The following is a 23,062-nucleotide window of genomic DNA, read 5'->3' as shown; positions in this document are numbered from 1 at the left end:
TCAACCTGCAAACCGCAAGGACTCAACGATGAGTTTCGACAAGATTCCCGCCGGGAAGGATCTCCCCAACGACGTGTACGTGGCGATCGAAATCCCCGCCAACCACGCGCCAATCAAGTATGAGATCGACAAGGAGATGGACGCGTTGGTGGTCGACCGCTTCATGGCCACGCCGATGTTCTACCCGGCCAACTACGGTTTCATTCCGAATACGCTGGCCGACGACGGCGATCCGCTGGATGCGCTGGTCGTGACCCCCTACCCGGTGCAGCCGGGTTGTGTGATTCGTGCGCGGCCGGTCGGCGTGCTCAACATGTCGGACGAAGCGGGCGAAGATGCCAAGCTGGTCTGCGTTCCCCATGAAAAACTGTCCGCACTCTACGACGACGTGCACGAGGTCACCGATCTGCCCGAACTGCTGCGTCAGCAGATCGCCCATTTCTTCGAGAACTACAAGGATCTCGAGAAAGGCAAATGGGTCAAGATCGACTCCTGGGATGGCGCCGAGGCAGCCCGTCGGGCGATCGAGAAAGCCGTTGCCGCTTACGAGAACGATGACGATGACGATGACGATGACGCCGAAGCGTAGAGCATCACTCGCTGCATCACGTAAAAACGCCGCCCCGGTGACAAGCCGGGGCGGCGTTTGGCGTTGTGACGTCGTCCGGGTTGGATTCTGACGCCCGCAGAACGATCAGAGCTGGTTGCGAATCTTCTCGACGAGCTGCGATGCCCGCACCGTATAGTTCGCCATCATCAATGAGTGGTTGGCGAACAGCCCGAAGCCCGACCCGTTCAGAATCACCGGACTCCAGACCCGCCCCTGCGAGCTCTCCAGCTCCGCGATCAACTGGTCGAAATCACCGCCAGCACCGCTGTCCTCGATCGCATCGGCATAGTCGATCCTGGCCGCCCGCATCAGCTGGGCCAGCGCCCACGTCGTCCCTCTTGCTTCGAAGAACACGTCGTCGATCCGCAGCCAGGGCGTGCTGTCGTTCTGCTGATCGCCGCTGGGCGACTGACCGACATTGGCGGCAAGCTGTTGGGTCTGCGTCTGCAGACGCTTCTCCACCTGCGCCAGCCACTCGCGCAGGGCGGAGGCATCGGGCGCGTCCGGTGATGCCGTATCGGCGACGGCGTCCTGATCCGATAAACCTTGACCTGATACCCCCTGATCCGACGAATCCTGAGCTGACGCACCCTGATCCGCCGAACCCTGACCTGACGCGCCCTGATCCGACGAACCCTGACCTGACGTTGCCTGATTCGACGCGCCCTGATTCGCCCCGTGCTGTCCGGAGGCGTTTTCCAGCGCCGTGAAGGCCTCGCCGAGATTGTTGCGGGCGGACCGCAGCACATTCTCCGAAGCCGGCCAGCGCCAACTGTCGAGATCGCCGGAAAGCTCGTCGTTGGCCTCTCCCAGCGGAGCACTGCCGACATCCAGCGCCGAACCCAGTGATGCTACCGCATCACGGACCTGCTGGGTCACGCCCTTTTCCCAATTGGGCATGTTGTCGAGCCACAGCCCAGGCGGCATGACATCGTTGCGCAGATATCCGCCCGATTTGTCGAGCAGCGTATCGATGATCGCGATATTGCTGGCCAGCAGCGTTTCGCCGGACGCCGGCGACTGCGGCTCATCGCCACCGCGAGTATCCACGCTCTGCGGGAAACCCCGCTGCTGCTCGACCGCCTGTTTAGGGTCGGTCGGCGACGGCGTCCAGCTCCACCAGATGCCCAGCACGATACAGGCCAGCAAATAGATGACGACCAGCGCCACCAGTGGCTTCCAGATCCAGCCGTACTGGGGGGTTTCGAGGACCTCGGTGCGCGATAGCGGCGCCTTCTTGCGAAACAGAGCCATGGACGATCCTTGTCATTGCTGAGGTTGCGAATGCCGACGTGGGTAACCCGTCAAGAGAACCTGAGTCGAAGGAAGCAAAGTTGGGAAAACGATGAGCCTATCCTATCATGCTCGCCGCCACACGCAGTCCGCCTTTCGCTGTACCCTCTCTCGCTGCAGGGCTTTATTTAGCCGCCCGGTGTTTCGCAGCGACGAGCTTCACAGCGCCGGCTTCTGCAGCTCGGCCTTTCACCGTTTCGCCGTCCGCTCCAATGTGGCGAGCCGTGACGTCGCATGCCGTGGCCCTGGGCAGGGGCTACGGGAATCGTCCATGGCACTTTTTCCCGGCTGCAGGTTCATAGCAGTGGGCCGTTGCCACGGCGGCGGCATCAAGGCCGTCGTCATGAGACCGAATGTCAGTCAACCGCAGATCCGTATTTTCATCGTCGCCGGGAAATCTCTGTTTTGAAGTCGCGTTTATACTCGTTGATTCTGACGCTTGGTTGCTGCCTGATGGCAGCGCTCGGCCCTGCCCGAGCCGAGGACGTGTTTGCCGCCGCTGGCGACTCTCCGTTTCGGAGCGAAAACGCCGCCGAATTCCTGCCGGTCGACGAGGCCTTTCACGCCTACGCCTGGCATGATTCCAAGCGCGTTTACATCGGCATCCGCAACCAGCCCGGCTACTACCTCTACCGTCAGCGCCTGGCGCTCGAGAGTGATCAGTCGGAGATCACGCTCGGCCCCCTCGAAGTCCCCTCCGGTCAGTTCAAACACGATCAATATCTGGGCGATGTTCATGTCTTCTACGATCAGGTCGAGATCAGCGCGCCGCTGCCCGGGCAGGAACAGCGGAATCCGAACCAGCCGATTTCGATCACGCTATCCTTCCAGGGCTGTGCCGACGCGGGTCTGTGCTATCCGCCAGAGCACTGGAGGCTGACCGCCAGACCGGGGCCTGCGCCAGCGGCCTATCGCGATGCCAGCAGTGAAGCCATGGCGTCGCCGATCGGCACGTCGAAAGCAGACACGACCAACGATCCCTTCTCGACACGGGAGACGAGTCAGGCGCTCTCCAACCCGGCTGCCGAGACAGTCGAGACGATGCCAAGCGCCTCGATGACAAGCGCCTCGATGACATTGGCGGGTGAAGTCGAACCGCTCTCTTCGGCCAGCGCCGACGGGCAGTTCCAGTCACTGCTTCGCGCCGGTATTGACCCGAGCACGCTGGGGCTCTTCTTTCTCGCCGGCCTGGGGCTGACGTTCACGCCCTGTGTGCTGCCGATGCTGCCAATCCTGACCTCGATCATCGTCGGCCAGAACGCCCGGCGGCGACGGGCACTGACGCTGTCGCTGAGCTACGTCACGGGCATGGCGGTGACCTTCATGCTCCTCGGAACGCTGATGGGTCTGTTCGGCGCCTCGCTCAACCTGCAGGCGCGACTGCAGTCGGCCTGGGTACTGGCCCCGCTCGCGCTGCTGTTTGCGCTTTTCGCCGCAGCCATGTTCGGCCTTTTCGATCTACGCCTGCCCAATGGCCTCAACCAGCGCGTCGATGCCTGGCAATCCCGACTACAGCGCAGTGGCCCGCTGGGTTTGGCTTCGGCGGGAGCGCTGTCGGTGCTGGTGGTCTCGCCCTGCGTGTCCGCGCCGCTGGCCGGCGCACTGGTGTTTATCTCGACGACCGGTGACGCCCTGGGTGGCGCCATGGCGCTGCTCGCGCTCGGGCTGGGCATGGGTGCGCCACTGGTGGCGGCGGGTACGTTCGGCGCCCAGTGGCTGCCACGCGCCGGCGTCTGGATGACTGGCGTCAAGGCGCTGTTCGGCGTGATGCTGCTGGGCGTGGCGATCTGGCTGGTCGAACGCATCGTGCCGGGGCCGGTCGCATTGTTGCTTTGGGGCATGCTGACAATGGGCTGCGCGCTGGCGCTGGGTCCGCTGCGACCTCGCCCAGCGACACGATTCTTTTCGGCGCCCGATGCCGCGCTAGGGTCCCTTTCGACGCCCGATGCCGCGCCACGATCCCTTTCGACGCCCGATGCCGCGCTAGGGTCCAGTTCAGCGCCCGATGGCGCGCCCGCGGGCAGATTTCGCGGCGGGTCGCTGATACGTCAGACGTCGGGTTGGGTGCTGCTCGTGTGGGGCGTGGCGATGGTATGGGGCGCGGCTCAGGGCGGCAGCGATCCCCTGAGGCCATTGCCGGCCGCCGTGTCCACGTCGTCGCCGGACGCGGCGCCGCGCTTCGAGACCGTCAGCGACCTTGGCCAGCTCGAGGCCGCCCTGGCGGCGGCGGACCGGGCCGGGCGCCCCGCCATGGTCGACGTCAGCGCCGACTGGTGCATCTCGTGCAAGGTCATGGAACGCGATGTCTTTCCTCGGCCAGCCGTCGCCCAACGTCTGGCAGGGTTCACGCTGATTCGAGCCGACGTGACTCGGGACGCACCTGCCAGCCGCCGGCTGCTCGAGCATTACGACCTGTTCGGCCCGCCGGGATTGCTATTTTTCGCTCATGGAGAGGAGTTGCCACGTGCCCGTGTTCAAGGCGAAGTGGACGCCCGCGCACTCATCCAACATCTCGATGCAGTGGCGCAGCTAAGCGAAGCCAAAGCGACTGCGTCAGGGCCGGGTCGGCCATCTCGCGATTCATAGGCGGTGATCTACAGGTGGCGTTAACGAACAACGTTCGATAGTCAGGGTGGACACCCTCAATATTTTTCGGCAAACTTCGACATCATGAAAACGGTGGGCCGAAGACGCTATCTTGCAGCAAAGTGACGCGATCTCGGCGTTCCAAGAACGGGTTAACAGCGTAAGGACGGTCATGGCTAGACTGCTGGTTCTCAACGGTCCCAACCTGAATCTGCTCGGCACCCGCGAGCCGGAGGTGTATGGCACGACCACCCTCGAGGACATCCGGATTCGTCTGACCGAGCGCGCCCTCGACGTCGGCCATCAGCTGGAATGGCTGCAGTCCAACGCGGAGCACGAACTGGTCGAACGCGTGCATCGGGCACGACAGGAGAACATCGATTTCATCCTGCTCAACCCGGCCGCCTTCACGCATACCAGCGTGGCGCTGCGCGATGCGCTGACCGGGGTCGATATCCCGTTCATCGAGCTGCACCTGTCCAATGTGCATGCTCGCGAGCCATTTCGTGCGCACTCTTATTTCACCGACGTCGCCCGTGGCGTTATCGCGGGGTTCGGCGCCGACAGCTATGTGCTGGCGCTGGATGCCGCGTTCAAGCAGTTGGATTCACGCTGATCCACGTCCTTCCGCCGACGGGCGTGCAGCATTGTCAACCCGGTCCTGTCACTCACAGAACTGATAGTCACAGCACTGATAGTTACAGCACTGATACTCATCGCATTGCGCTGGCCCGTTCCGAGTTCGCATGTCGAGAGTGGTGCCTTTATTCACATTCAATCAAGCCGAGACATCGCCATGGATATACGCAAGGTCAAGAAGCTCATCGAATTGCTGGAAGAGTCGAACATCAGCGAGATCGAGATTCAGGAAGGTGAAGAGTCCGTCCGCATCAGCCGTCACCCGGCTGGATTCGGTGCCGCCCAGCAGCCGATGATGATGCCGCAATCCATGGCGCAGGCCGGCCCGAACTACGGCGCGCCGCAACAGACTCAAGCCCCCGATCCCGCCGAGCCGGGCCCCGTGCAGCCTGCCGGTCACGCGGTGACCTCGCCGATGGTCGGCACCTTCTATCGTTCGCCGGCGCCGGGTTCCAAGGCATTCGTCGAGGTCGGTCAGAGCATCAAGAAAGGCGATACCGTGTGTATCGTCGAAGCGATGAAGATGATGAACCAGATCGAAGCCGACAAGGATGGCGTGATCGAAGCGATTCTGGTCGAGGATGGCGAGCCGGTCGAGTTCGACCAGCCGATGATCATCATCAACTAAGACCACACGAGCGAAACCATCATGTTGGACAAGGTACTCATCGCCAACCGTGGCGAGATCGCACTTCGTATTCTGCGCGCCTGCAAGGAGCTCGGGATCAAGACCGTGGCGGTTCATTCCAAGGCCGACCGGGAACTGATGCACGTGCGCCTGGCCGACGAGGCCGTCTGTATCGGCCCTGCGGCTTCGGCCAAATCCTATCTGAACATTCCCGCCCTGATCAGCGCGGCGGAAGTGACGGATTCCAGCGCCATTCATCCCGGTTACGGCTTTCTTTCCGAGAACGCCAATTTCGCCGAGCAGGTCGAACGTTCCGGCTTCACCTTCGTCGGGCCGCGAGCGGAAACCATCCGCCTGATGGGCGACAAGGTCAGCGCGATCAACGCCATGAAGGCAGCCGGCGTACCCACGGTGCCCGGCTCCGATGGCCCGCTGCCGGAAGATGATGCCGAGATTCGGCGTATCGCCGGGCGCATCGGCTACCCAGTGATCATCAAGGCTGCCTCCGGCGGCGGTGGTCGTGGAATGCGCGTCGTCCGCAATGATGACGAAGTCGCCAAGGCGGCCAGCATCACGCGCTCCGAGGCCGCAGCGGCCTTTGGTGACGGCACCGTCTACATGGAGAAGTTCCTCGAGAACCCGCGCCATGTGGAGATCCAGGTGCTGGCCGACGGTCAGGGCAACGCGATTCATCTCTACGATCGTGACTGCTCGCTGCAGCGCCGCCATCAGAAGGTGCTCGAGGAAGCGCCGGCACCGCATATCGATCCCGAGGCGCGCGCCAAGGTGCTCAAGTCCTGCACCGACGCCTGCATCGAAATCAACTATCGTGGCGCCGGCACCTTCGAGTTCCTGTACGAGGACGGCGAGTTCTTCTTCATCGAGATGAACACGCGCGTGCAGGTCGAGCATCCCGTGACCGAAATGGTCACCGGTGTCGATATCGTCAAGGAGCAGCTGCGTATCGCCTGCGGTCAGCCGCTGTCGATTCGCCAGGAAGATGTCGTCCTCCGCGGCCACGCCTTCGAGTGCCGTATCAACGCCGAAGACGCTCGCACGTTCATGCCCTCACCCGGCAAGATCGACCTCTATCATGCGCCGGGCGGTCTCGGCGTGCGCATGGACTCGCACATCTACACCGGTTACAGCGTTCCCCCGCACTACGACTCCTTGATCGGCAAGCTGATCACCTGGGGCGCGGATCGCGAAATCGCCCTGGTGCGGATGCGCAATGCGCTCGACGAGCTGCTGGTCGAAGGCATCAAGACCAATATCGATCTGCAGAAGGATCTGGTCCGTGACAGCGCCTTCCAGCGCGGTGGCGTCAATATCCACTACCTGGAGAAGAAGCTCGGTTTGAGCTGATTCCCGGATATCGAGCCGGTCGAGACGGGGCGGTCTATTCTGCGCATTCAGTGCTGTAATAGACCGCCCCGTCGCGTTGTATTCCTTTTACCCACCGATACGAGAGAGCCCCAATGGCCTGGCTACAACTCAAGGCATCCATCCCGCCCGAACAGGCCGAATGGCTGGAAGAGCTGCTGTTGGCCGAGGGCGCCAGCGCCATCACTCTGCAGGACGCCCACGACGAGCCGGTCTTCGAGCCCGATCGCGGCACCACGCCGCTATGGCGCGAGACGGTACTGACCGGGCTCTACGATGACCTCGCCGGCGTCGAGGCGATGATCGAGCGCGTTCAGCGCGCCTGGGCCGAGCAGTCTCCCGACGAACCGGCGCCGCAGATCGAGTACGAACTGCTCGCCGATCGCGACTGGGAGCGCGAGTGGATGGATGGTTTCGAACCGCTGCGAATGGGCGAACGGCTGTGGATCGTTCCCAGCTGGCACGAAGCCCCCGATCCCGATGCCGTCAATCTGCTGCTCGACCCCGGTCTGGCGTTCGGTACCGGCACCCACCCCACCACCGCACTCTGCCTGGGCTGGCTCGACGCCCAGGATCTCGACCAGCGCCAGATTCTGGATTACGGCTGCGGCTCCGGCATCCTCGCCATCGCCGCGCTCAAGCTCGGCGCCGAGATCGCCGTGGGTGTCGATATCGACCCCCAGGCCCTGCAGGCCAGCCGCGACAACGCCGAGCGCAATCAGATCGACGAGTCGAGCCTGGTCCTCGATTATCCGGAGAGAATCGGCCAGGGCCAGTTCGAAGTGGTCGTCGCCAATATCCTCGCCGGGCCGCTGATCGAGATGGCCGCCACGATCGCCGCGCGGGTACGCCCCGATGGGTTGCTGGCACTCTCCGGCATTCTCGAGGCCCAGACCGAATCGGTGTTGGAGGCTTACCGGGCCCAGGGCCTGATCATGGACGAACCCAAGGAAAAAGAGGGTTGGATGCTGCTGACCGGTCGTCGGCCCGGCCAGAAACGGTAATCGTTTGGAGCCGCGGATCGGCGTGATCCTGGATCCGATCACGCTGACCCCGTTTCGTGCCGGCATTCATGACATGTGGCCTGCACCTGAACGTGTTTCATGCGCTGGATCGCTACGCTACGGCTTAGGTCGTGCGTCGGCAAACAGCGCTTCAACAAAGTCGGCGTGATCGGTATCATGGCTTCCCCGTTTCGCCTGAGCCCTGTAACGATGCGTGATTCCGTGTCATCGCAGACCGATCGCCCGTTACCCCGCATCGGCCGGCACACGCTACCCAATCGCGTGATTCTGGCCCCCATGGCCGGGGTGACCGACCGCCCCTTTCGCCAGCTGTGTCGCGAGCTGGGCGCAGGTCTGGTGGTCTCGGAGATGGTCACCGCCGACAGTCGCCTGTGGCACACCCGCAAGTCTCGCCAGCGCATGATCCACCGTGGCGAACCGGGACCACGCTCGGTGCAGATCGCCGGCGGCGATCCAGAGATGCTCGCCGAGGCAGCGAGACTCAACGCCGAGTCCGGCGCGGAGATCATCGACATCAACATGGGTTGCCCGGCCAAGAAGGTCTGCAACAAGGCGGCAGGATCGGCGCTGCTGCGGGACGAGCGCCTGGTGGCGGACATTCTCGAGGCCGTGGTCGCGGCCGTCGAGATCCCGGTCACCTTGAAGATTCGGACCGGCTGGTGCGCCGACAGCCGCAACGCCGAGCGGGTAGCGAAGCTTGCCGAGAACGCCGGGATCGCGGCGTTGGCGGTTCATGGCCGAACCCGCGAGCAGCGCTACACCGGCGAGGCGGAGTACGACACCATCGCCGCGATCAAGCAGCAGGTGTCGATCCCGGTCTTCGCCAATGGCGATGTCACGACGCCTCAACGCGCCGCCGACGTTCTCGCCTACACGGGCGCGGATGCGGTAATGATCGGACGCGGCGCCCAGGGCAATCCCTGGCTGTTCCGCGAGATCGAACACTACCTCGCAACCGGGCGTGAGCATGCCCCGCCCACGACCGAAGAGTTCGTCGATACCATGGGCTGGCACCTGCGCGCTCTGCACGAGCATTACGGCGAGTATCTGGGTGTTCGAGTCGCACGCAAGCATATCGGCTGGTATCTGGCGTCGCACGACCCCGGTCGCGAACGCCGGGCCCGCTTCAATCGCCTGGAGCAGGCCAGTCAACAGTTCGAGTTTCTCCATGAACTCTTTCGCGGTGACGCCGTCGCGATCGATAACGGAATCCACGCAGCATGAATAGCCGGCAGCCTTTAGCCCTCGAGGGAGAATCGCCCACCGAGGTCGAGCCACTTCAAATGCCCGATGCGCTGTCTCATACCACGCTCAGAGAGTGCGTCGAGCGGGTCATGGAGCGTTATTTCTCCCATCTGGAGGGAGAGTCGGTCTCGAATCTCTACACCATGGTGCTGGCGGAAGTCGAAGCGCCGCTTCTCGACGTCGTGATGCGCAACGTCGACGGCAATCAGACCCGCGCCGCCGAGCTGCTGGGACTGAATCGCGGCACGCTTCGCAAGAAGCTCAAACAGTACGATCTGATCTAACGATACGAACTGGCCTGAAACCTCCTTGGCTTCGCGTTGGCGAAGCCCGCCTGAACGTAAATTGTCTCGCCGTAAAAAAGAGTGGACTGGCATGTCTCAAAACCCTGCTTCTAGCGCCCCTCGGGCCGTGCGCCGCGCCTTGCTCAGCGTGTCCGACAAGAACGGCGTGGTCGATTTCGCCCGCGAACTGGTATCGCGCGGCGTCGACCTGCTATCGACCGGTGGCACCTATCGTCTGCTCCAGGAAAACGATATCGCCGTGACCGAAGTTTCCGCTCACACCGGTTTCCCGGAGATCATGGATGGGCGCGTCAAGACACTGCATCCCAAGATTCATGGTGGCATCCTGGGGCGTCGCGGTCAGGACGATGCGGTCATGGCGGAGCACGGCATCGACCCGATCGACATGGTGGTGGTCAATCTCTATCCCTTCGAACAGACGGTGGCCAGGCCCGACTGCACCCTCGAGGACGCAGTCGAGAACATCGACATCGGCGGCCCGACGATGGTGCGCTCCTGCGCCAAGAATCATGAGCACACCACGATCGTGGTCAGCGCCGACGACTACTCGCGCATCCTGATGGATATGGACAGTCACGACGGGGGCGTCAGTCACAAGACCCGCTTCGACCTGGCGATCAAGGCGTTCGAACATACCGCCGCTTACGACGCGGCCATCGCCAACTACTTCGGCCAGCGTGTCGGCAACGGCGAGCCCCACTTCCCCCGTACCCTGTCGCTGCAGTTCACCAAGAAACAGGGCATGCGCTACGGCGAGAACCCGCACCAGAAAGCCGCGTTCTACATTGAATCAGGCACGGTTGAGTCAGGCACGGCCGAACCCGGCAAGCCGGAAGCGAGCATTGCGACGGCCGAGCAGTTGCAGGGCAAGGCATTGTCGTTCAACAACGTGGCCGATACCGATGCGGCGCTGGAGTGCGTCAAGTCCTTCACCAAGCCGGCGTGCGTCATCGTCAAGCATGCCAACCCGTGTGGCGTCGCGGTAGTGCCGGAGGCCGAGGGCGGCATCCGCAAAGCCTATGACCTGGCCTTCGCGACCGATAGCGAATCCGCCTTCGGCGGTATCATCGCCTTCAACCGCGAGCTGGATGGCGAAACCGCCAGCGCGATCGTCGCCCGTCAGTTCGTCGAGGTGATCATCGCCCCGCGCATCTCTGCCGAAGCCCGCGAAGCAGTCGCCAGCAAGACCAACGTACGCCTGCTGGAGTGCGGCGAATTACCGGTAAAGACCGCGGACGGCTGGGACTACAAGCGCGTCAACGGCGGCCTGCTGGTACAGAGCCGGGATACTGGCATGATCGACGCCGAGGACCTCAAGGTCGTCACCCAGCGCGCGCCGAGCGAGCAGGAGCTGCACGATCTCGTCTTCGCCTGGAAAGTCGCCAAGTTCGTCAAGTCCAACGCCATTGTCTATGCCAAGAATCGTCAGACAGTCGGCGTCGGCGCGGGTCAGATGAGCCGAATCAATTCCGCGCGTATCGCCGCGATCAAGGCCGAGCAGGCCGGTCTGGAAGTGATCGGCTCGGTGATGGCCTCGGACGCCTTCTTCCCCTTCCGCGACGGCCTGGACAACGCCGCCGCGGCGGGTATCACCGCCGTCATTCAGCCCGGCGGCTCGATGCGCGACGAGGAAGTGATCGCCGCGGCCAACGAGGCGGGCATTGCGATGGTCTTTACCGGGATGCGTCACTTCCGCCACTGAGCCGCGAGCCGCGAGCCGCGAGCCGCGAGCCGAAAAAGCATCACCGTGAAACGAACAGCGCCAGCGACATTGTCGCTGGCGCTGTTCGATCGTAGCTCGAAGCTCGAAGCTCGTAGCTCGAAGCTCGAAGCTCGAAGCTCGAAGCTCGTAGCTCAGTCTGACTTTTCCCCCAGATCGATGCAGAGGTACTTGGTCTCCATGTACTCGTCGAGGCCATACTTGGAGCCCTCGCGACCCAGGCCTGAAGCCTTGACGCCGCCGAAGGGGGCGCTGGCATTGGAGATCAAGCCGGTGTTGATACCCACCATGCCGTATTCCAGCGCTTCGGCGACCCGCCAGACGCGACCCAGATCCTTCGAGTAGAAATAGGACGCCAGTCCGAACTGGGTATCGTTGGCCATGCGCACCGCTTCCTCTTCTGTCTCGAAGGGGAACACCGCTGCGAGCGGCCCGAAAGTCTCCTCGGTGGCGACCTTCATGTCCGGTGTCACGTGGCTGACCAGCGTCGGCGAGAAAAACCGCCCACCCAACGAGTGCTCGTGACCGCCCAGCAACAGCTGTGCGCCCTTGTCGGTCGCGTCCTTGATGTGGTCGGCCACCTTGGCCACGGCATCATCATCGATCAACGGGCCGATATTGACGCCCTCTTCGAAGCCGTCGCCGACCTTGAGTTCGCTGTTCATCGCCGCCGCCAGCTTTTCGCTGAAGGCATTGACCACGCTGGACTGCACCAGGAAGCGATTGGTGCAGACGCAGGTCTGCCCGGCATTGCGGAATTTAGAAGCGATCGCGCCTTCGACCGCCGCGTCGAGATCGGCGTCCTCGAACACCAGGAACGGGGCGTTGCCGCCGAGCTCGAGCGAAATCTTCTGGATATGCTGGGCAGCGTTGGCCATCAGCGAACTGCCGACTTCGGTCGAGCCGGTAAAGGTCACCTTGCGCACCACCGAAGAGTCGGTCATCGCCTTGGCGATCTCGCTGGCCTTGCCCGGCACCACGTTGAATACGCCACGCGGAACGCCAGCCTGTTCCGCCAGCGCGGCCAGCGCCGTGGCCGAAAACGGTGTCTGACTGGCCGGTTTGATCACGATGGTGCAACCCGCTGCCAGCGCGGCGGCGGCCTTGCGCGTGATCATCGAAGACGGGAAGTTCCACGGCGTGATCGCGCCGACGACGCCAACCGGCTGCTTGGTGACCACGATACGCTGCTGGGTACTCGCGGCGGGGATGGTGTCGCCGTAAATACGCCGCGCTTCCTCGGCAAACCAGCGCATGAAGCTCGCGGCGTAGACGATCTCGCCCGCGGCCTCTTTCACCGGCTTGCCCTGCTCGGCGGTCATGATCGCGGCCAGTTCATCCTTGTTCTCGAGCATCAGCTCGTACCACTTCATCAGGATGTCCGCCCGCTCCAGCGCGGTATGGTTGCGCCATCCCGGCAGTGCGGCCTCGGCGGCCTCGATGGCACGTTCGGTCTCGGCGCGCCCCAGCCGCGGCATGCGTCCGAGGATTTCGCCATTGGCGGGGTTGTCGACCTCGATCTGCTCGCCACTGTCGGCGGCGACCCAGTTACCATCGATATAGGCGAATGGCCTGAACAAGGCGCTCTCTTTGACGGACTGTGCTTTGTCGGACTGCGCTTTGACGGATTGCATGAATCACTCCTTCCTTGATGTGCTTGCCGGCGGCGGGCTGCTGCCTCTCGCCGACCCGGCCAATGCCCCATGCCGGGAAATCGAGAATGACGCCGATCTGCGGCAACGATTCCAGGCTGACGATTCTACAGCACAGGATGGCGGGTTAACGTCGCCTTCGCCAGTCGCCGATCGCGCCCGCCATCGTGATGTCCTTGCAGAGGGTGGTGGAACCGCCCCGACAGCAGCAAACACTCTCGGCACGGCCGGCTCACCACTGCGACCATAGCGTCACCCCCACGGCAATCGCGATTGCCGCGCCGCTCAATGCGTAGCCGTTGAAGCGCTGTGGGTTGCGATGCACCTGATGCAGCCCCGCCCACGCCAGCACGAGGGCCAGGACTTCGACTATCGGCGCGTAGCGACCCGCACTCAATCCGGCAATCGACACCACGAAGGCGGCCAGGGCCCAGTGCGAGAGCTGCTTTCGCCGCGTCTTGCCGTGGACGTCACGAGTGCTGCTGGCACGGCGCTGCGTTTCCGGTCGATTGAAAACCTGAATGGCGTGACCGTCGCGCAGCGCGAAGCGAACCGCGATGCCGGCGCTCGGCAATCCCCTGCCACGCCACTGCGAGAAATCGAACGGATAGCGTTGGCCGTCGTCGCCCTCGACCTCGCCGGTCTGGGTATCATCGTCGAATTGGTACAGCCGACCGTCCATGCGTCTTTCCTGGCGGGATGGGTTTACGCGTCGAGATGGCCGACCTGCGACGAAGCCGACCGAAACGCCTGTCAGCGGCCATTGACCAGCATCAGGAACTCCTGACGCGTGGTCTGATTCTTGCGGAAGCTCCCCAACATCACCGAGGTCGTCATGCTGGAGTTCTGCTTCTCGACGCCGCGCATCATCATGCACATATGCTGAGCCTCGATCACGACACCCACGCCGCGGGCCTCGGTCACCTGCATCACGGCTTCGGCGATCTCACGGGTGAGATTCTCCTGAATCTGAAGACGCCGGGCATACATGTCGACGATCCGCGCAAATTTGGACAGCCCCAGCACCTTACCCTGCGGTAGATAGGCAATATGACACTTGCCGATGAAAGGCAGCACGTGATGTTCGCACATCGAGTACATCTCGATATCCTTGACCAGGACCATCTCGTCGGTATCGGAAGCGAACACCGCACCATTGATCAGCTGTTCCAGGGACTGATGATAACCCTGGGTCAGAAACTGCATCGCCTTGGCGGCGCGCATCGGGGTATCGCGCAGGCCCTCGCGCTCGGGATCTTCTCCCAGCTTCTCGAGAATGCCGTGATAATGGCCTGCCAATTGCTCTGTCATGTTGCTGCCTTGTCTTTCGGTATCAATCTATCGGTGTCATCGACCGAATGCGTTCGCCACGGCGATCGCATCCGGCTCCCCTATCGGTCATCCGCTGATTCTAGCGAAACTCCCCCGACACCACTATCTCGATACTGTCCTGCCAGGATCTCCCGGTGCGACACCCATGCGTCAGGCCACAGCCTCAGGCCAGCCAGCGCGGCGAATCGAGCGTGATCCGCTGCTGCTCGAGATGACGAATGTGCTGATCCCAGTAGCCGCTGTCGGCAACGTAGGGGAAGGCGCGCGGAAAGGCCGGATCCTGCCAACGCGCCGTTACCCAGGCGCTGTGCCGGATCAGCCGCAGGGTGCGTAGCGCCTCGATCCATTCGAGCTGGCGGCGATCGAACTCGCGAGTCATCTCGTAACCTTCGATGACTTCGGAAAGCTGCATCTGCCACTCCTCGGGGGACTGCGCCGTCAGCAGCATCCACAGATCCTGTATCGCCGGGGCCATGACGCAGTCGTCGAAATCGACCAGCGAGAACTGTTCGTCCCGCCCCAGCATGTTGCCGAGATGGCAGTCGCCGTGGACCCGCTGCAACGCGCTTTCCGGCCAGGCGTGATCGGCCAGCAGCGGTAACAGGGCGTCGAGGGTCCGGCCGTAGATCTTGCGCTGTCGGGTATCGAGCCAGCGCGCCTCGAGCACGCGCGTGCGACTCTCCTCGATCATCGGGATTGGATCGAATCGCAGCCGATGGCGGAAGGGTTTGCGTGCACCGACCTCATGCACGCGACCGATCAGTTCACCCAGCGCAAACAGATGTGCGGGATTTTCGAGTTCCGGCGCCTGCCCGACAACGTGGGCGAACAGCGTGAAACGGAAACCCTCGAAGTGATGCAGCGTGTTGCCGCTGGCGTCTTGCCAGGGCGCGCCGACGGAGATCGACTCCGCCGCGAGGGCCAGGAGAAATTCATGCTCCTCGAGGATTTGGGCGTCGCTCCAGCGCTCGGGGCGGTAGAACTTCACCACCCAGCGCCGGCGGTCGTCGTCGGTCAGCGAGTAGACGCGGTTTTCGTAGCTGTTGAGCGCGAACGGCTCCCCGGGCAACCATAGCCCCAGAGACTCGACGGCCTCGACCACCCGCTGCGGCGTCAAGGTCTCGAACGGATGCAGGGAAACGGCGCTCATACGGACCTCGGCTGACGGCGAAATGCTTGCGCGCATGCTATCAGATTCGGGTCGACGGCGTACGCGCAAACGCCATGGCGGTCACGTTCTCGGCTCCCGCCTCGCGGCAGGCAATGGCCAGCGATTCCAGCGTGGCGCCGGTCGTCATGACATCGTCGACGATCGTCACGGAGGCCGGCAATCGCCCCGCCACGCGGAAGGCCCGCTTCACGTTGCGCCGCCGGGAGATTCGATCCAGGCCCCGTTGGGAAGGCGTCTCGCGTGAGCGCTCGGCCTCGATCACCGGAAGCTCGAGATGCGCAGCCAGACGTTGCGTCAGCCACGCCGTATGATCGAACCCCTGTTGCCGAGTTCGCTCGCGCTGACCCGGCACACCGATCAACGCCCCGGCGGGTTCGATCGATGAGCCGAACGATGACAGCATCAGTCGAATCAGCACTTCGCCGGCGCGCGCGTCTGCCGAAAACTTGTACCGCTGAATCAGACGTATCATTCGCCCCTCGTAGCGCAGCGGCACCCAGGCAGCCGTCTGCGCCGGCGGATGCCGCAGACATCGCCCGCATCGAAGCGATACCATCGATCCAGGCAAAGCGCTTGGCAACGGCTCCGCGCACAGCCCGCAGGCACTGCGATTCCACGGCATCTCGGCATGACAGTCGGCACACCAGGGCACGCCATCGGCAACGGGCGCCCAGCAAAAGGCGCAGTAGCCCGGCAACGCCCTCTTCAGTTGAGCATTGATCCAGGCCAGTAGCCCGCGCGCCACCGGTGGAAGGATTTTTGCGCCTCGCCGCATGACCATTTCTCTCGAACCATTCAGTCATGATGTCGACCGCATCGATGGAAACTGAAGCGAGAATGGCGGATTGTTCGCGCACGTCGAACGATGATTGACATCGAGGAAGGCGTCAGTAGAATGAGCGCGCCTGTCGACATGCGGATGTGGTGGAATTGGTAGACACGCTAGATTTAGGTTCTAGTGCCGTAAGGTGTGGGAGTTCGAGTCTCCCCATCCGCACCAAGACAGCTTTCTTATCTCCCCTGAGCAGTTTCCCCAGCACCAAAAGTCCGCAGCAGCGCGGCTTTCTTTGACGGCTCCAGCTCCCTTCACCGGATCCAACTCCCTTCATCGGATCCAACTCTGCGTGCCCCGCTCACAGCTCCCTGCCTGTAAACCGGCTCGTACATTCGAGGCTTGTCATTGAAGACTCTTACACTGCCAACTTGTGCGGTGTCGGCTCGTATATGGGAAGTGCCTAGATAAATACGGGTAGGCTCGGCGGCCGGGATGATGCTCAACCGTCGAGATGCCGGATCCACTGGCGTACGCGCCAGCGTTGAAATCGGTTGGCGTAGCGCTTGGTATCCAGCGATACCGGCACCAGCGTGCAAGCTTCGTCGTCGCTCATATGGAGACGGAAACGACGCTCGGCACCGATCGGATGATCTTCACTCCCGTAGATGGCCACCACGCGGATATCGAGAAAGTGGAAGACCGTATCGTCCGTGGGCCGATCATGATCGAGTGCTACGTCATGGACGCTGCACAGACGTCTCAGAATCGTTTCGAACGTTCCAACATGACTGAAACTGCCGGGCAGCATAGGGCCCTGACTGGAATGCATCCCTTCTTCCCCCTCCTCGCTCTTTGCTGGGGAAGAATCAGCATCCTCGGAGTCGGACCCGTTCTGCCGATGATCGGCCTCGAAGTCGATCATGTCGTTGGTCAACGACCCCTTGCTGGTGTGCAAGGTCACGATGATGTGTTCCAGGAAGATTGGCTCGGAACTCATGTTACTGATCAGACAGAGCGCGGAGAGATCGTTACCGTGGCCACGATTGATGATGATCCGCGGACGCCGGGTGCGGGCAAAGTTTCGATAAAGAATCTGGGCGTAAAAAAACCAGACGAAGAGCGTCAGTATGCTCGTGATGGCGCTGATGGATTGACTATGTGCGGACAACCATTCCATGGTCGTGATTAACCCCTACCTGCGTGACGAAAAACGCTAATGTAAGCGACAGCGCTGACAAGCGATATAACGTAGTTTGCATGACGGGATCGATGGAATGGCCGATAGACTCAGGCCCCTAGATACAAATCCTGATATCAGGAACACTGAAACACGAAAGGCGGGCCTGGCGGCCCGCCTTCAACTTACCCGTTCAAGCCCGGACTCCTGTCCTTTCATGACGTCTTCCTGACGAAAAGCGACTTACGGTAATGCTTGAGCCTGACCACCATCGTCCTGATGCCGACAGGCCGGCAGTCATCCTTGACTGCGACTCCAACTCATCCGTGTATCCCTTCACCCATCCTTGGGTGTGATGAGTCAGCTAACGAAGCCAAAGTTATACAAGAGTTGTTTTTGCGTCAAGACTTTTGCGAAACTTTATTGCCGGATGACCCTTTGTAAAGCCGTCCTGCCACTAGACCTCTTCCCCGACACGGTTCACTGGCCCGGCCATGTGCAGAGGGCCGGCTGACTGAAGTGAGAAGATAAGAAACGATGGCGAACGATCATCGAACCGTTCAACTCTTTGTTAAATAGGAGGGGAAAATCGACGGAAGGACGCCGATTTTCGAGGCACCTGTCCATACCCGCGCCATGAAACCCAATGTCTGAGGACAGAGGGCGCACAACACATCAGCCGGTTACGCGCCAACTCTTTTCAAGCCCTGAGCCTTGCGACTCATTCCCTGGCCCATGCCACTAACCAGCGCAACGCGCAAGTCCCTTGGTCACGTCCCTGCAGCAGCCTTCACGAAAAGAGTTGTGACAGATGTTAGATCAATACATTACAGACGGCAAAGCCGCGTACAAAATAAGTCCACCCCTCGCAACGTACCTGCCCCGATCAGCGAACCCTGGTAAGCAATAGATTCTGATACGGACTGCACAAGCTGTTCGACAAGCGCCGTATCGTGGATTGCACGAGGTCGTTGACGCGGTCATCGTGGCAGCTCGTGGCTCGTGGCTCGTGGCTCGTGGCTCGTGGCTCGTGGCTCGTGGCTCGTGGCTCGTGGCTCGTGGCTCGTGGCTCGTGGCTCGTGGCTCGTGGCTCGTGGCTCGTGGCTCGTGGCTCGTAGAATGGAACAGCAGGAGCAGCGGCGGGGCCAGGCTATGATAAAAGACACGATGAGAGGCGTGGCTAGGTAGGTAGCAGGTGACGGGCCGATAAAGCCAAACAAATAGGCATATAAATTATTTTTCTTATTACCAAAAATAAAATTGCGCTATTCTACGGTGCTCTGCTGGGCGAATAGATGGCGCCTCTCTTGCATACATCTCCACTCGAAGGGTCTTGATCTCATGTCAAAACGTTTGCTGAAGAGCACTTCACTCCGCCGAGTCACTTTGGCCATGGCGCTGGGGTTGTCGACATCACTGGGCGCCGCAGTGGCGCAAGCCGATACCCTCCGGGTAGGGATGTCTGGGGGCTACTATCCGTTCACCTACGTCGAGCACGATGATCTCAAGGGGTTCGAGGTCGATCTGATGAACGCGATCGGCGAGATCACTGGCGATGACATCAAGTTCGTCACGGCAAGCTTCTCCGGGCTGGCGGGCATGCTGGATTCCAATCGAATCGATACCATCGCCAACCAGATCACCATCACGCCGGAACGTCAGGAGAAGTACCTGTTCAGCACCCCTTACGTTTATGACGGTGCCCAGGTCGTGGTTCGCAAGGGTAACGATGCCATCAAGGGCGTCGAGGATCTCAAGGACAAGACGGTCGCCGTCAATCTTGGCTCTAACTATGAGCAGTTGCTCAACGAACTACCCTACGCGGACCAGATCAACATCAAGACCTACGATTCCAACATCGAACAGGATGTCGCGCTTGGCCGCGCCGATGCATTCGTCATGGATCGGGTCAGCGCGTCCCAGGTCATCAAGGACAAGCCGCTGCCGCTCCAGTTGGCTGGTCAGCCTTTTTCCAAGATCGAGAATGCCTACCCTTTCCGCGATGACGAAGCCGGCAAAGCACTCCGAGATCGTGTCAACGACGCCCTCGCGAAGTTACGTGATAGCGGCAAGCTGGGCGATCTTTCCAATAAGTGGTTCGGATCCGATATCACCCAGCCGTGATCGGTACCGAGCATCGCTGGCCCATGACGCCGATCGACGTCATGGGCCTTTCCATTATTTGAAGTCGCCAGCCGCGGAGCGCCAAGGCCTATGCACGCCCTCGATTTCGACTACATGCTGGGCCTGGTGCCCATTCTCCTGAGCTATCTGCCGCTGACTCTGGAGATGGCAGCCGCCGGCATGGCCTGTGCACTGGTGCTGGCCTGTCTGCTGGCCGTCATCCGGGTAACCCGCGTTCCCGGCCTCAACGCTTTCGCCCTGCTGTTCATCTCGTTCTTTCGGGGCACGCCACTGCTCGTTCAGCTGTTTCTGTTCTACTACGGGCTACCCCAGGTGCTGACCTTTCTGGTTGCGATCAACGGTATCACCGCCACCATCCTCGGCCTGACGCTGCATTTTTCAGCCTATATGGCGGAATCGATTCGCGCGGCGATCGTCGGCATCGATCGTAGCCAGACCGAAGCCGCGCTCTCCATCGGCATGACCCGAGCGCAACTGATGCGGCGAATCGTGCTGCCCCAGGCGACCCGTGTCGCGACGCCGACACTGATGAATTACTTTATCGACATGATCAAGTCGACATCACTGGCCTTCACCCTCGGCGTCACCGAGCTGATGGGCGCAACCCAGAAAGAGGCCGCCGGGAGTTTTCTCTATTTTGAGGCCTTCCTGGTCGTCGCGGTGATCTACTGGATCGTGGTCGAAGCGCTCTCCTGGATCCAGAAATGGCTGGAAAAACGACTCAATCGGGCTTATCAGCGATGATCGAACTCAAGGGTATCCGCAAGCAATTCGGCGACCATGTCGTCTTCGACGAGATCGACCTCAGCCTGGACCGCGGTGAGATCATCGTGATCGTCGGGCCCTCGGGGACCGGCAAGTCCACGCTGCTGCGCTGCATCAACTTCCTCGAGACGCCCGACGCCGGCCATCTGACCGTCGGCGATCTCAGCTTCGATACCACTCGCGCCACCCAAGATCAGATCCTCGCGCTCAGGCGACGTACCGCCTTCGTGTTTCAGAACTACGCTCTGTTCGCCAACAAGACCGCGCTCCAGAACGTTGCCGAAGGGATGATCGTGGTCGATCGCATCCCCAAGGCCAAGGCATACGCCAGGGCGCGCGAGATTCTCGAGCGTATCGGCCTGGCCGACAAGGCCGATGCCTACCCCGCCTCGCTTTCCGGCGGCCAGCAACAACGCGTGGGTATCGGTCGGGCAATGGCCGCCAATGCCGACGTCATTCTGTTCGACGAACCGACCTCGTCGCTGGATCCGCAATGGGTGGAAGAAGTGCTCGGTCTGATGAAACAGCTAGCGGCCGAGCATCAGACCATGATCGTCGTGACCCATGAAATGCAGTTTGCCCGCGAGGTCGCCGACCGCGTGGTGTTCATGGATCAGGGTCGGATCATCGAGCAGGCGCCGCCCGCGGAACTGTTCAGCCAACCCAAGGATGAACGCACGCAGCAGTTCCTGCGCAAGATCCTGGCAGCGAACGTCGGCTGATCGACGCCCGCCGCGCTGGGGTCAGCGCCTTGAGGACGATCTTGAAAAAGTGCTCTTAGAGGCTTTTGAAAACCCCGGCGCGCTGATCGCGAAGAAGCGTTCGACCACGTCGTCCCGTACGGATGGGGTCAGGCACGAGACGACCACGAACAGTGGCAGATTGATCATCAATCCCCAGAATCCGGCGTGAATCCCCAGAGGATTGGGCCAGATCAGCGTGAACGCCAGCGTGACGCTGAACCCGCTCGCGATCCCGGCCAGTACGCCCCACCGCGACGCGCGGGTCCACAGGAACATGCCGATGAACGCCGGCAGCACCTGCGTCGCGAACCCCAGTCCGACCAGCAGAATCATGATCAGGTTGCTCGGTTCACTGATCGCCACCGGCGCCACGATCAGCGCCATGATCGGTATCAACAGGCGTCGGGCCAGACGGGCGGTGGTCGCCTCACTGAGACGAAACAGGGGTTGAGCAATATCCTTGGCATAGGCCATCGATACCGAATGCAGAAACGGTTCGCAGGAGGACATCGCCGCGGCCAAGGTCCCCGCCCCCAATAGCCCCACCAACCAGCTCGGCAGATGCTGCAGGGCGTACTCGAGCGCCACGGTATCCGCTCGATCGAGGTTGGGCAGCGCGGTGATCCCGATGAACCCCACCACCACCATCGGCAGTACGACGATGTAATAGGTCGGTAGCCAGGTGGCGCTGCGCCGGATGGTCTCGGCCGAGCGCGCGCTCATCCACTGGCTCCAGACCGGCGGCATGAACGACAGCATCGATACGATGATCGAGGTGGTCCAGAACGCGAAGCTCATCTTGCCGTCACCGCCAGGCAGGGTCAGAAAAGCGGGCCGTTCACTGGCCAGCCGATCGAAGACACCCGCGAAGCCCAGCTCGCCGGTGGCGTGATGCGCCGCCCACAGTCCGACCGTCCAGGCCACGACCAGCATCAATATGCCCTGGAAGGCATTGGTCAGGCCTATCGCTCGCTGACCGCTGACGTAGAGATAGACCGCGATGACACCCAGAATCACCACCACGCCCGCCCAGACGGGGATGCGCCCGCCACTCATCACCGACAGGATATAGGCCGAACCGATAGTCTGAAGCACCGCGTAGGCGAGCGAGCCGATCGACATGACCAGCGCCGCCAGCCCGCCAAGCAGCGGGCTCTGGTAGCGATCGGCAATTGCCGCGCCTTGAGTCACGTGGCCGAAGCGCTGACCGAAGGCCCATACCTTGGGACCGCAATACCATGCCACCAACGCCAGATAGGAGAGATAGATCACCACATAGAAGACCGCCACCCCCTTGCTGTAGGCCCAGCCCGGCGCGCCCATGAAGGTATAGGCGCTGATGCTGCCGGCAGCGATCAGCAGATAGAGCGTGACAGGCCCCATGCTGCGCCCGGCCACGCCCCACTCCTCCAGGCTATCCATGACGCGCCCGCCTCGCGCCCGCAAGCCGATGAACAGCGCAATGCCGATATAGCCCAACGTGATCCACAGAGGTAACAGACTAGTCGTCATGTGAAGAGGCCTTGAGCCAACGGTTGGCGATCAGCATGACGAGCCAGCAACCCAGCACGATCAAATAGGTCCACACGGCAATCCAGGGCAATCCCAGCCAGAGTCGCGGTTGATTGAGCCAGCCGATCACCGGCCACAGGCCCAGAGCGATCAGTGCCACGAACGTCAGGGTCAAAGTCCACCCCATCCCTGAACGCGGACGGACGACAAAATGTTTCATCGAGATGCTTAACCTTTGAAGATCCAGCCGTTGAAAATCCGGCTTTTTGAAAAATCCAGCCCTGGGAGAATCAGGCGTCGTAAAGCGCGGCGCGCGCATAGAATAACGCATCGCGATCGGCAGTCTGCACCCTGCG

Annotated in this window: 22 protein-coding genes and 1 tRNA gene; 14 read left to right on the top strand and 9 right to left on the bottom strand. The window is 61.8% G+C overall.

Annotated elements, in window-relative coordinates; translation table 11 throughout:
* Positions 1-28: 28 nt before the first annotated feature.
* Positions 29-589, top strand: coding sequence for an inorganic diphosphatase (ppa, locus tag ACUN9V_RS02710; protein ID WP_445510251.1), 561 nt, complete (start codon positions 29-31; stop codon positions 587-589).
* 105 nt (positions 590-694) lie between these two features.
* Here ppa and ACUN9V_RS02705 read toward each other — a convergent pair whose 3' ends face one another.
* Positions 695-1,864, bottom strand: coding sequence for a DUF2333 family protein (locus ACUN9V_RS02705; RefSeq protein WP_445510250.1), 1,170 nt, complete (start codon positions 1,862-1,864; stop codon positions 695-697).
* Positions 1,865-2,174: 310 nt separating this feature from the next.
* Here ACUN9V_RS02705 and ACUN9V_RS02700 point away from each other — a divergent pair, with 310 nt between their 5' ends.
* The 9 genes from ACUN9V_RS02700 (at position 2,175) to purH (ending at position 11,416) form a co-directional block, all read left to right on the top strand.
* A complete protein-coding gene (locus tag ACUN9V_RS02700) occupies positions 2,175-2,312 on the top strand; it encodes a hypothetical protein (RefSeq protein ID WP_439284914.1) in 138 nt (45 codons plus the stop codon).
* Positions 2,309-4,489, top strand: a complete 2,181-nt coding sequence (dsbD, locus tag ACUN9V_RS02695) for a protein-disulfide reductase DsbD (protein WP_445510249.1) — start codon at positions 2,309-2,311, stop codon at positions 4,487-4,489. Before ACUN9V_RS02700 ends, dsbD begins: the two co-directional genes overlap by 4 nt.
* A gap of 172 nt (positions 4,490-4,661) precedes the next feature.
* Complete coding sequence (aroQ, locus tag ACUN9V_RS02690) at positions 4,662-5,105, top strand: type II 3-dehydroquinate dehydratase (protein ID WP_439284910.1); 444 nt, start codon at positions 4,662-4,664, stop codon at positions 5,103-5,105.
* Positions 5,106-5,285: 180 nt separating this feature from the next.
* Positions 5,286-5,756 (top strand): acetyl-CoA carboxylase biotin carboxyl carrier protein, encoded by a 471-nt coding sequence (gene accB, locus ACUN9V_RS02685; protein WP_075562120.1) that lies wholly within the window; start codon positions 5,286-5,288, stop codon positions 5,754-5,756.
* Between the two features lie 21 nt (positions 5,757-5,777).
* Positions 5,778-7,121, top strand: coding sequence for an acetyl-CoA carboxylase biotin carboxylase subunit (gene accC / locus ACUN9V_RS02680; protein WP_075562119.1), 1,344 nt, complete (start codon positions 5,778-5,780; stop codon positions 7,119-7,121).
* A 113-nt stretch (positions 7,122-7,234) separates the two neighbouring features.
* Entirely contained in the window at positions 7,235-8,143 is a 909-nt protein-coding gene (gene prmA, locus ACUN9V_RS02675) for a 50S ribosomal protein L11 methyltransferase (RefSeq protein ID WP_439284907.1), read from the top strand.
* A gap of 210 nt (positions 8,144-8,353) precedes the next feature.
* On the top strand, positions 8,354-9,388 hold the full coding sequence (gene dusB, locus ACUN9V_RS02670; protein ID WP_075562150.1) for a tRNA dihydrouridine synthase DusB: 1,035 nt from the start codon (positions 8,354-8,356) through the stop codon (positions 9,386-9,388).
* Entirely contained in the window at positions 9,385-9,693 is a 309-nt protein-coding gene (gene fis / locus ACUN9V_RS02665; RefSeq protein ID WP_075562117.1) for a DNA-binding transcriptional regulator Fis, read from the top strand. Before dusB ends, fis begins: the two co-directional genes overlap by 4 nt.
* Before the next feature lie 91 nt (positions 9,694-9,784).
* Positions 9,785-11,416 carry a bifunctional phosphoribosylaminoimidazolecarboxamide formyltransferase/IMP cyclohydrolase gene (purH, locus tag ACUN9V_RS02660; protein ID WP_445510248.1) on the top strand — a complete coding sequence of 544 codons (1,632 nt, stop codon included), beginning with the start codon at positions 9,785-9,787 and terminating at the stop codon, positions 11,414-11,416.
* A gap of 152 nt (positions 11,417-11,568) precedes the next feature.
* Here the strand turns inward: purH and ACUN9V_RS02655 are convergent, their stop codons facing one another.
* The 5 genes from ACUN9V_RS02655 to ACUN9V_RS02635 all read right to left on the bottom strand — a co-directional run bounded on the left by ACUN9V_RS02655 (position 11,569) and on the right by ACUN9V_RS02635 (position 16,364).
* Positions 11,569-13,068, bottom strand: coding sequence for an NAD-dependent succinate-semialdehyde dehydrogenase (locus ACUN9V_RS02655; RefSeq protein WP_110693265.1), 1,500 nt, complete (start codon positions 13,066-13,068; stop codon positions 11,569-11,571).
* A 250-nt stretch (positions 13,069-13,318) separates the two neighbouring features.
* Positions 13,319-13,768, bottom strand: a complete 450-nt coding sequence (locus tag ACUN9V_RS02650; protein WP_439284900.1) for a DUF4190 domain-containing protein — start codon at positions 13,766-13,768, stop codon at positions 13,319-13,321.
* 71 nt (positions 13,769-13,839) lie between these two features.
* Positions 13,840-14,397: a GTP cyclohydrolase I FolE gene (gene folE / locus ACUN9V_RS02645; protein WP_439284898.1), complete on the bottom strand. Its 558-nt coding sequence runs from the start codon at positions 14,395-14,397 to the stop codon at positions 13,840-13,842.
* 184 nt (positions 14,398-14,581) lie between these two features.
* Complete coding sequence (locus ACUN9V_RS02640) at positions 14,582-15,568, bottom strand: serine/threonine protein kinase (RefSeq protein WP_445510247.1); 987 nt, start codon at positions 15,566-15,568, stop codon at positions 14,582-14,584.
* A gap of 40 nt (positions 15,569-15,608) precedes the next feature.
* On the bottom strand, positions 15,609-16,364 hold the full coding sequence (locus ACUN9V_RS02635) for a ComF family protein (protein WP_445510246.1): 756 nt from the start codon (positions 16,362-16,364) through the stop codon (positions 15,609-15,611).
* Between the two features lie 140 nt (positions 16,365-16,504).
* On the opposite strand from ACUN9V_RS02635, the gene ACUN9V_RS02630 reads away from it, so the two are divergent.
* A tRNA-Leu gene (locus ACUN9V_RS02630) sits at positions 16,505-16,589 on the top strand.
* A gap of 274 nt (positions 16,590-16,863) precedes the next feature.
* Here ACUN9V_RS02630 and ACUN9V_RS02625 read toward each other — a convergent pair.
* A complete protein-coding gene (locus ACUN9V_RS02625) occupies positions 16,864-17,541 on the bottom strand; it encodes a hypothetical protein (RefSeq protein ID WP_445510245.1) in 678 nt (225 codons plus the stop codon).
* Between the two features lie 1,392 nt (positions 17,542-18,933).
* Here ACUN9V_RS02625 and ACUN9V_RS02620 point away from each other — a divergent pair.
* From ACUN9V_RS02620 to ACUN9V_RS02610, 3 genes are all read left to right on the top strand, one after another.
* Positions 18,934-19,665, top strand: coding sequence for an amino acid ABC transporter substrate-binding protein (locus tag ACUN9V_RS02620; RefSeq protein WP_246837739.1), 732 nt, complete (start codon positions 18,934-18,936; stop codon positions 19,663-19,665).
* 90 nt (positions 19,666-19,755) lie between these two features.
* Positions 19,756-20,430 carry an amino acid ABC transporter permease gene (locus ACUN9V_RS02615; RefSeq protein WP_110693333.1) on the top strand — a complete coding sequence of 225 codons (675 nt, stop codon included), beginning with the start codon at positions 19,756-19,758 and terminating at the stop codon, positions 20,428-20,430.
* A complete protein-coding gene (locus tag ACUN9V_RS02610; protein ID WP_445510244.1) occupies positions 20,427-21,173 on the top strand; it encodes an amino acid ABC transporter ATP-binding protein in 747 nt (248 codons plus the stop codon). Before ACUN9V_RS02615 ends, ACUN9V_RS02610 begins: the two co-directional genes overlap by 4 nt.
* 21 nt (positions 21,174-21,194) lie before the next feature.
* Here the strand turns inward: ACUN9V_RS02610 and ACUN9V_RS02605 are convergent, their stop codons facing one another.
* Positions 21,195-22,706, bottom strand: coding sequence for a sodium:solute symporter family protein (locus ACUN9V_RS02605; RefSeq protein WP_445510243.1), 1,512 nt, complete (start codon positions 22,704-22,706; stop codon positions 21,195-21,197).
* Positions 22,696-22,926: a hypothetical protein gene (locus ACUN9V_RS02600; RefSeq protein WP_075562946.1), complete on the bottom strand. Its 231-nt coding sequence runs from the start codon at positions 22,924-22,926 to the stop codon at positions 22,696-22,698. Before ACUN9V_RS02600 ends, ACUN9V_RS02605 begins: the two co-directional genes overlap by 11 nt.
* Positions 22,927-23,062: the final 136 nt, after the last annotated feature.

The organism is Salinicola sp. V024 (assembly GCF_052645315.1).
Note: the sequence above shows the minus strand (reverse complement) of the source record. Positions and strands in the feature narration are given on the sequence as shown.